The sequence below is a fragment of the Nocardiopsis lucentensis DSM 44048 genome (assembly GCF_000341125.1).
Lineage (GTDB): Bacteria > Actinomycetota > Actinomycetes > Streptosporangiales > Streptosporangiaceae > Nocardiopsis > Nocardiopsis lucentensis.
Genome location: NZ_ANBC01000384.1, coordinates 1 through 8,899, shown reverse-complemented (window position 1 = coordinate 8,899; position 8,899 = coordinate 1). Strand labels below are relative to the sequence as shown.

At 71.3% G+C, this 8,899-nt stretch carries 8 protein-coding genes and 2 pseudogenes; 8 read left to right on the top strand and 2 right to left on the bottom strand.

From position 1 onward, the window contains the following. Positions 1-2,202, bottom strand: a pseudogene (locus tag D471_RS34250) (hypothetical protein); the annotation flags it as partial. Between the two features lie 360 nt (positions 2,203-2,562). Here D471_RS34250 and D471_RS40175 point away from each other — a divergent pair. Beyond that, positions 2,563-2,739, top strand: coding sequence for a hypothetical protein (locus D471_RS40175; protein ID WP_017599014.1), 177 nt, complete (start codon positions 2,563-2,565; stop codon positions 2,737-2,739). A 507-nt stretch (positions 2,740-3,246) separates the two neighbouring features. Further along, positions 3,247-3,549 carry a hypothetical protein gene (locus D471_RS0112990; protein WP_152486297.1) on the top strand — a complete coding sequence of 101 codons (303 nt, stop codon included), beginning with the start codon at positions 3,247-3,249 and terminating at the stop codon, positions 3,547-3,549. Between the two features lie 32 nt (positions 3,550-3,581). Here D471_RS0112990 and D471_RS42735 read toward each other — a convergent pair. Next, positions 3,582-3,929, bottom strand: a pseudogene (locus tag D471_RS42735) (hypothetical protein); the annotation flags it as partial. Between the two features lie 602 nt (positions 3,930-4,531). Here D471_RS42735 and D471_RS34245 point away from each other — a divergent pair. The 6 genes from D471_RS34245 to D471_RS0112955 form a co-directional block, all read left to right on the top strand. Next, positions 4,532-5,134, top strand: coding sequence for a DeoR/GlpR family DNA-binding transcription regulator (locus D471_RS34245; protein ID WP_040689506.1), 603 nt, complete (start codon positions 4,532-4,534; stop codon positions 5,132-5,134). A gap of 160 nt (positions 5,135-5,294) precedes the next feature. After that, positions 5,295-6,056 (top strand): DeoR/GlpR family DNA-binding transcription regulator, encoded by a 762-nt coding sequence (locus D471_RS0112975; protein ID WP_017599010.1) that lies wholly within the window; start codon positions 5,295-5,297, stop codon positions 6,054-6,056. Positions 6,057-6,299: 243 nt separating this feature from the next. Then, the gene (locus D471_RS0112970) at positions 6,300-6,827 is read left to right on the top strand and encodes a hypothetical protein (RefSeq protein WP_017599009.1); all 528 of its coding nucleotides are present in this window, start codon (positions 6,300-6,302) and stop codon (positions 6,825-6,827) included. Next, positions 6,821-7,696 (top strand): hypothetical protein, encoded by an 876-nt coding sequence (locus D471_RS41780; RefSeq protein WP_017599008.1) that lies wholly within the window; start codon positions 6,821-6,823, stop codon positions 7,694-7,696. Before D471_RS0112970 ends, D471_RS41780 begins: the two co-directional genes overlap by 7 nt. Positions 7,697-7,721: 25 nt before the next feature. Beyond that, positions 7,722-8,402, top strand: coding sequence for an SAF domain-containing protein (locus D471_RS0112960; protein ID WP_017599007.1), 681 nt, complete (start codon positions 7,722-7,724; stop codon positions 8,400-8,402). Further along, a partial coding sequence (locus tag D471_RS0112955) for a hypothetical protein (RefSeq protein WP_017599006.1) occupies positions 8,402-8,899 on the top strand: 498 nt, incomplete at its 3' end. The genes D471_RS0112960 and D471_RS0112955, both read left to right, overlap by 1 nt.

Below are 8,899 nucleotides of genomic sequence, written 5' to 3'. Positions count from 1 at the left end.
GGGGGCCCCCCCGCCGGTGGTACCGGCGCCGCCGGGGACGAGGGTGATATCACCGACCTGGAGGGGGTGCCCCGCTCCGCTGTCGGGAAGATTCAGGGCCGGACGCGGCCGCTGCCCGGAGGGCGGGGTGGGGCCGGAGTGCAGCTGGATGTGATCGGGTGCGTCGGTGTTGGTGGTGACCGCTCCCGGTGAGGTGATCACCAGACCGTTGGTGGAGCGGGCTCGACGGGTGTGGGGGGCGGGGGAGGGGTCCGACTGCGTGTTCTCGGCCCCGCTGGTCCGCCGGGGCGCCGACGGCGGCGTGACCGTCAGCTCCATGTCCAGGTCGGCGGCGTAGAGATGGGGCGGAGCGAGCTGCCAGATCTCGGTGTCGGAGCTGGCGGTCCTGGAGGCGCCGTGACTGGTGGTGCGTACTCCGGTGCCGAACCGGCCGCCGACGGAGACCAGCGGGCCCGCGTGGGGTCCGCCGGCGATGTCGGCCACGTAGAGCGGATTGACGGTGAACTTCGTCCCCACGGACTTGTTCCCGCCGCGCGAGCCGCCGTCACTGGCGTTGACACCGCTTCCCGAGGCCCACATCCGCAGGAACTTGGATTCACTGCCTTCATCCGGGGGGTCGGTGGGGACCTGGTAGAAGTGGTCGGGCAGGGTCAGGGACAGGTTGGCCGACCATGTCCCGTCGTCGCCTTGGACCTGTACGGGATGTCCGCCGGGGGCGAGGAAGGGACGCGGGCCGAAGCGTTCGAAGAGCTCCGCGAACGCGTCCATGAACCGCTGTCGGCCCTGGTCGTCGAGGTCGGGCACGTCGCCGAGGGTGGCGTCGACGAAGGCGTCGACGTTCTCCGCGGTGACCATGTGCGGGCCGTACAGATTGGTCGTGGTCAGGTAGCCCAGGTCGTAGGAGGTCCCGGACCGGTCCGGGGTGAAGGTGCCCTCGTACTCGGTTCGGGGTGGGGGTGGTGTCCCGTCGGTCGGGGGCGGGGCGGACTGGGTCTGGTCGTGGCCCTGGTCCTGGGCCTGGGTGGTGTCCTCGGGCGGGGGCGCCTGGCGGTCGGGCGTCGTCGTGGTCCGGTCCTGGGCGGTGTCCGCGTCCCCGGGCGGAGGCGCCTGGCGGTCGGTCGTCGTCGTGGCCCGGTCCTGGGCGGGCCGGGCGTGGTCCGGCGCCTCGGAGGCGGTGGACACCCGCTGGGGCGGCGCTGGCGCCGAGTCCGCGGTGTCGTGGCCGTCCGCGTCGCGGCTCGTCGTCGGAACGGCCGCCGGAGGCCGCGGGTTCGGCTGCTGCTCCTGCTGCCCCGGGGGAGTGGTGCGGGTCGCGGGTTGCGTTCCCGGGTTCTGCTGTTGGGCCGTGGACTGCTGGTTCCCGGGCTGCTGGGTCGCGGACTGCTGGGCCGTGTTGCTCTGACCGGTGACCAGGGCCGTGCCCGTGGTCGCCTGGGTGGCGGGGGGCGCGTTCTCGTCGGCCGCGGTGTCCGCGGGCGGGTCGATCGTGATCTCGGGGACGGCGAAGACCTGGAGGTCGTCGACCATCCACGAGAGGGGAGACCGGGGGAGCGCGAGGTCGGCCTTGGGGTCGAGGAAGCCGAGATCGGGGGTGAGGAGGGATTCCTTGGGGTCGAGGAGGCCGAAGGGTGACAACGGGGGCACGAACGGCGCCGGGGCGTCGCCCGTGCGCTCCGCGTCGGTGGACTCGTACAGGTCGCCGAGGGGCCAGTCGACGTCCGCGCCGGACTCCGTGGTGTTCCGGTCGCCATCGGACCGGGCAGGAGTCTCGGACGCGGCGGACGGGGTCTCGTCCGCGCCGCCGTCGTGAACGGGTGCGGTCCCACTGCCCGGGACGGTCCGGTCGGACGTGTCCGGTTCGGTGACCCGGTCCTGCGTGGTCGTGCCGGTCGGCGCTCCCCCGCCGTCGCCGTTGACCTGTGTGGCCTCATCGGCCGGGGCGGTCTGGTCGGCGGATCCGGTCTCGGGGGCGGGGACGGTGATGAGTTCGGACGAGAAGGGGGAGACGTAGGGGTTGTCGCTCGACGAGACCTCCGCCGGGTTCGGCACGTCCTCCTGCGCGGCCGCCGGGTCCCTCCCGGCGCCGGAGGCGTCCGCGACGCTGTTGGGGCTGGCCGTGCCGTCAGCACCCGCTCGGCCGCCCGAGCCCCCGGTGGCGCCGCTGCCGTTCGCGCCCCCGCGGTCACCGGTGCTCCCGGACACGTCGGTGCCGCGCGTGCCCGTGGCGTCGTCGCTCCCGGAGTCGCGGGTCTCCCCGCCTCGCCCGGCGGCCTCGTTCGTGTCGTCGGCCCCGTCCCCGACGAGGGTCTCCGCGTCGCTGTCGGCCCCGTCCCCGACCAGGGTCTCCGCGTCGCTGTCGGTCCCCCTCTCACGGTCGTCCGACGAGCCGTCGTTCCCGGAACCACGACCGTCAGCACCGTCTCGGCCGTTCGAACCGCCGTCCTTGTCGGAGTCCCGGTTCGATCCGTCCTCCTCGGTCGCGCCGGTGTCCGTGACGACGTCGTCCGACGCGCCGTCGGTCGTGTCACCGGAGGACGTCGCCGNCCGCCGCGCACCGAGTCGATGCCCGCGACGGAGGCGTCCGTCACCACCGTCTGCGTCGTCGCCTGGCTGGCGCCCGCGCTGGCGGAGAACCCGGAGGCCTTCCAGTCGCCTTCCATGGCCGCACTGGACACGCCCTCGCCGAGGTACCCCTCCAGTGCCCCGGTGGCCGCGCCCAGACCCAGGTTCTGGGCGTAGGCGCCCTTTCCGGTACGGAGGTCGCCGAGGCCCTTGGAGAGCGTGTTGGGAACCGTGTCGGCGAGGTGGTCCCGGACCGAGGACGGAAGCGAGTCCCCCAGCGCCTGCCTCAGGTGCGTGGACAGGTGGGGACTGGACCAGTTCTTGGCGAAGGCGTCGGCGTAGTCGTCGCCCAGTTTCCTCGCGGCCGTCGAGCCCAGTTCGTCGCCGAAGTGGCGCTCGAACAGGTCGGCGAAGTCGTTGCGCAGGTTCGCGGTGCTGACGTCGTTGGCCCAGCTGCCGATTCCGGGCACGTCGCCCTGCTTGTAGGGGACGCCGAGTTCGTCGCTGTGCCGTGTGAACACCGAGGCCAGGTCGTTGTTGAGCCCCCCGCCCGGCGGTGGCTCGACGTCCGGACCCGGCTCCGGCTTGGGGGTGGTGACCGGCGGCGCGTCCTCCGGTCCCGCTTTCGGGTTGGTGACCGGCGGCGGGTCCGGGAGGTCGTCGAGGTCGAGCAGGTTCTTGTTGATGACCTTCGTGACCTGGCCGCCGAGCAGGACGTCGATCCCGCCCGACAGGCCCGCGGAGATCAGCCCCTCGAAGACGGCGCCGATGTGCGCGCCCTTGGTCAGGTCGTGGTCCCACCCGTCGCGCGTGCCCTTGTCGATCTGGATCCGCTGGATGATGCTGTCCATGCTCGCGAAGATCTGCGAGATGACCAGGTGGCTGGGGACGGTGAGCAGGAACCAGGCGAGGATGCGGCGCATGGCCAGGCTGCGGATCGCCTTGAAGATGGGGATCCACTTCAGGGAGGCGCCGAACGTCCAGTAGGCGGAGGCGATCGCCCAGGCGATCTCCACGATCAGCTGGATCAGCTGGCCGAGGATCATCATGGCCATGTACTCGGCGTTCGCACTGGCCTTGCGCAGGAGGCCCGACATCTGGGCCGAGATCTCCCCGACCTTGCCGACGTAGTTGTTCTCTCCGGTGGTGAACTGGGAGACCGACCGGTCGAAGTAGTCCGCCGCCTGACCGGAGAAGTCGGCGCGCACCTTGCGGCGCACCATCTCCAGGTGGTCCATGAGCTCCTGGGTGACGCGGTGCCCGACGGTGTCGTGGAGATCGGCCAGGGCGTTCAGACGGGGCGGGCTGGCCGAGGGCAGGACGATCCCCACGAGCGTCGCGAGTGTGTACCGCCACCCGTTGCTCATGTCGTGGTCGAACGGCACGCGACGCCTCCTCCCTCCGTCCGCCGCCCGTGCGCGCACGCACGAAACCGCCCGTACCTGCGGGTCTGTCGAACTCGGCCGGCCCGTCAGGCCGGTCCGACCGAACCTAGCACCGGCACCCCCGGATGTGGAAGTGGTTGGTGATTAGTTTTTGTTTGATTGTTTCTGTGTGGTATTGGTTGTTCGCTGTTCTCCCGTCCGCCTCCGCTCGCGCTCGGTGCGGTGGCGAGGACTTCGCCCGGCTCCTCCGCCGTCTCGCGCGTGCACGACCCGACCTTCCGCCTCATGGAATGCGCGTCGGCGTTCAGAATGGGAGAAAATCGTTTTAAACACGGGCCTGGGTACCACTTCAATCCGACTCTGACCATGTCTTTTTCTCCTTGGAAGTTTCTCTACGCAGGTGTGCGCGGCGTTGTCACATTCCGTCGAGTCTCGTTCGGTGACCCCCGCCATTGCCATCCGGTGGGAAATCATGGTAAGAATCCGAATCCGGGTGGCGCATGGAATCGTGAATTGGTCGGAGTGGCTCGGATAAAACGTTAAATAACGATTCCGTTACCGACAGATGAATGTGGGAGGCAGGCGTGTCTGGTGGCGCTGGTGACGGGTGGGGCTCCAGGAGAGGGGCGGGCGGGGCGGTCCTCGAGCCGAGCATGGCCGCCGAGGAGGAACGGATCGCCAAGGCCGCGCTGGCCGAACTCCCCGACGACGGCGTCGTGGTCCTCGACGCGGGCGCCGTCACCGAACGGTTCGCCGCCCACCTGCCCGTCGGCCACGGCTACACCGTCATCACCAACTCCGTCCCGGTGGCCATGGAACTCGCCGCCCGCACCGACGTCACCCTGCACCTCATGGGCGGGCGCCTGCACCGCAAGGCCGGAGCGACCCTGCCGGAGGCCAGGGAACTGGACGGACTCAGTGCGGACGTCGCCTTCGTCGTGCCGGGAGGAGTCTCCTTCGACCGCGGGTTGACCAGTCGCGACCCGGCTGAGGGCAGCGGCAAGAAGGCGATCATGAACGTCGCGCGGCGCGTCGTCGCGCTGGCCGACCACACCAGGATCGGTGATGACCGCATGTCCCGGTTCGCCGCGCTCCAGGAGGTCGACTGTCTGATCACCGACACGGGCCTGCACATCGAGGTGGCCGACCGGCTCAGGGCGCGCGTCCCTCGGCTGCTGCGCGTCTGACCGCCGCGTCCGGGGCGGCCTCGGTGGCGTCGTGCCGTGTTCCGGCGGCGAGGTGGAAACCCACGCCATGCCACACGGTCGCAACCCTATGATTGACTCCTGGGGCAGGTCGCCACCGACGGCACCGACGACTGTCACAGTGAAACACAGGTGATCCCACATGTACGCCGAAGAGCGTCAGCGGCTCATCCTCGAGCGTGCGCGCCGGGAGGGGAGGGTCGACGTCGCCAAACTCGCCGCCGAGTACGACGTCACCTACGAGACGATCCGGCGCGACCTGACCGCTCTGGAGCGACACGGGGTCCTGCGCCGCGTGCACGGTGGTGCGATCCCCGTCGAACGGCTCGGCTTCGAGCCCACCCTGCCCCAGCGCGACACCGTCATGACCAAGGAGAAGGAGCGGATCGCCAAGGCGGCGCTGGCCGAACTGCCCGAGGAGGGCGCCATCCTCCTCGACGCCGGTTCCACCACCGGGCGGCTCGCCGAGCAGATCCCGGTCGACCGCGAGCTCACGGTCGTCACCAACTCCGCGCCGATCGCGCTGACCCTGCTGCCGCGCGCCAACATCAGCCTGATGCTGCTCGGCGGGCGGCTGCGCACCCGCACCCAGGCCACCGTCGACGGCTGGGCGCTCCAGGCCCTGGAGGAGACCTACGTCGACGTCGCGTTCATCGCCACGAACGGCGTCTCCGCCGAGCGCGGTCTCACCACCCCCGATCCCTCCGAGGCGCAGGTCAAGCGGGCGATGATCCGTTCGGCCCGCCGTGCGGTGCTGTTGGCCGACCACACCAAGGTCGGCAACGACCACTTCGCCCGCTTCGCCTCCGTCGAAGAGCTCGACTGCGTCATCACCGACACCGGCCTGGCCGACGGCCTGGCGCAGGAACTGGCCGCGATCGGACCGCGCGTCACCACGGTCTGAGCCGTTCGCGGGCCGATCGGGTGCCCGACTTCCGGAGCGCGCCGGTCGGCCGGAAGCGTATCCGTGCGGTCGTCCGCCCGGCCACGTCAAAACATCCCATGATCCCCTGTTTTCTGTGGTGTGGCTTCGTGTGTATTTGTGTTGCCAGTGGGACAGTATCGGGTTGATTGCCACGCAAGACTTCTATAAACTCACTCAAAACCAAGCACATCCACATGTACTGCCAAACGGAAGGCAGCTGCGATGAGATCGACGGTCTCGACCGCCTGCCGAGGCGCGGTGACCGCGGGATGCGCGACGGTCCTCGCCCTGGTCACGGCCTGCGCGCCGACCGACGAGGAGCCCGGCGGGGCGGGAGGGTCCGACCCCTCCGCCTCTTCGGGAACCCCCTCGGACACGGACGCCGCGCTCGCCGCCTACACCGGTATGTGGACCGTGGTCGTCGAGGCCTCCCACGAGGGCTCCACCACCCCGGAGGGACTGGAGGACCACGCCTCCGGGGGCGCCCTGGCCCTCATGCGGCAGGCCCTCGAAGGAGTCGTCGAATCGGGGGGCCAGGTCACCGGTGAGCCCGTGCTCGACCCGGAACTGACCCTCGAGGACTCCACCCACGCCGTCGTCGCCGACTGCGTGGACGACTCGGAGTGGAGCATCGGAGCGCCCGCGGCGACGGACCGCGCGGCTCCTCGCAGGGTCGACGCCGAACTCGTACACGACGGACTCGCCTGGCGCGTGTCCTACCTTCGGATCTGGGAGCCGGGATCATGTTGAAACGCACGGGCGCCACCTCTCTCGCGGTCGCCGCGGTGGTCCTGGGGGCGACGCCCCCGGCGAACGCGGACACGGCGGACGAGCCCGCGACCGCGGGCTCCACCCCCGTCCTCACCGAGGTCGAGTGCGGCAGCGAGGGCGGCTCCGGATGCACGGTCGTCCTGAGCCACACCGAGACGACCGGCGGCGCCGAGGGCGCCTCCACGACGGGAACCGGCACCGCGTCCACCGCCACGGGCGATCCCGACGACCCCTACGCCGATGTGGACTGGAGCGCTGTCGACTGGGACGCGGTCGACTGGGACGCCGTGGACTGGGACGCCATCGACTGGGACGCGATCGACTACGACGGCGAGGACGGCGCGACCCCCACCGACCCCGTGACGCTGATCCAGGAGTCCCTGGCCTCCTTCGAACTCCCCCCGCCCCAGATCGCCACCTCACCCGGCGACGGCTCCCTCGTCCTGGTCAACACCCCCCTGTGGTTGTGGATCGACGACCAGACATGGGCCCCCGTGACCGCGACCGCCGAGATTCCCGGCTGGTCGCTCACCATCACGGCCACCCCCCGGGAGTCGCGATGGGAGATGGGCGACGGCGACGAGGTCGTCTGCGAGGGGCCGGGAACCGCGTTCGACCCGGAGCGGCACGCCCCCGAATCCGCGTCGCCCGACTGCGGCCACGCCTACACCCGCGCCTCCGGGGCGCGGGACGGCGGTACCTACACCGTCACCACCGGCGTCGTCTGGGACATCGCCTGGGAGTTCTCCGACGGTACGGCCGGCGAGCTCGACCCCGTCACGACGACGTCCGAGGTCGAGGTCACGGTCGACGAAGCACAAGGCCTGGTGTCCGACTCGGGCCGCTGACAGCGCAAGAAGCAGTGGAGGCAACATGGTGGGCACGACCACGGGCCCGGCGCCCAGAACGGTTTCGGGCACGACGGCGCCACCGGTACGGCTCCTGGGCAAGGGGCCCCGGCGCTGGCGCTGGCTGGTCCTGGGACTGGCGATGGCCACGACCGGTGCCCTGGCCGGGGTCACCGCCGTCGCCCGCCTCGACCAGCGCCAGGGGGTCCTCGTGGCGGATCGCGACCTGCCGGCCGGTCACGTCGTGACCACGGAGGATCTGCGGATCGTCCGGATCACCGTCGCCGACGGGGTCTCCGTCATCGGTGAGCAGGGCCTGGAGGAGGTCCTGGGCCGCGCGCTGACCGTCCCCGTGGCCGACGGGGCGATCCTGCCCACCATGGCGCTCGGACCGGACGCGGCCTACCCGCCCGCCGAGCAGGCGGTCGTCGGCGTCGCGCTGATGCCGGGGCGCTTCCCCGCCTCCCTCCAACCCGGAGCGTCGGTCTCCGTCGTGGTGATCCCCGAGAACACCGAAGGGATCGCCGAACAGGAGAACGGAACCGAGGCCTACGCCGCCCGGGTCCAGAGCGTGGAACCCTCCGCCAGCGACGGCTCGGTGATCGTCGAACTCGCCGTCAGCGCGCTGGACGCCGCCCAGATCTCCTCCGCCGCCGCGACCGAGCGCGTCACCGTGGTGCAGGTCCCGAACCGGGGAGGCCAGTGATGCCCCGCACCGTGGCGCTGCTCTCCCTCGGCGGCGCACCCGGGGTCACCGTGACCGCGATGGCCCTGGCCGCCACCTGGCCGGAGGAGCCGGGCGCCCTCCTCGTCGAGGCCGACGCCTCGGGAGGCGACATCGGCACCTGGCACAGGATGTTCGCCTCGCCCGGCCTGACCGACCTGGCCGCCGCCGTCCGCCACGACCAGCGCCCCGACGGGGCAGGGGAAGGGCCGCTCGAGCACACGCAGGTCCTCGAGGGCGGGCTACCGGTCTGCCCGGCTCCCGCCTCCGCCGACCGAGCGGACGGCGCGGTGCGGCTCCTGGCACAGAACGCCGCCTCCCTCACGGCCGCGAGCGGGCACGTGACCGTCCTCGACCTGGGACGGCTCACCCCCCGGTCCGCGACCGCGCACCTGGCCGCGCACGCCGACGCCGCGCTCCTGCTGGTCCGTGACGACCTCGCGCAGCTGCGCCGCCTCCAGGAGTCGGCGCGGTACCTG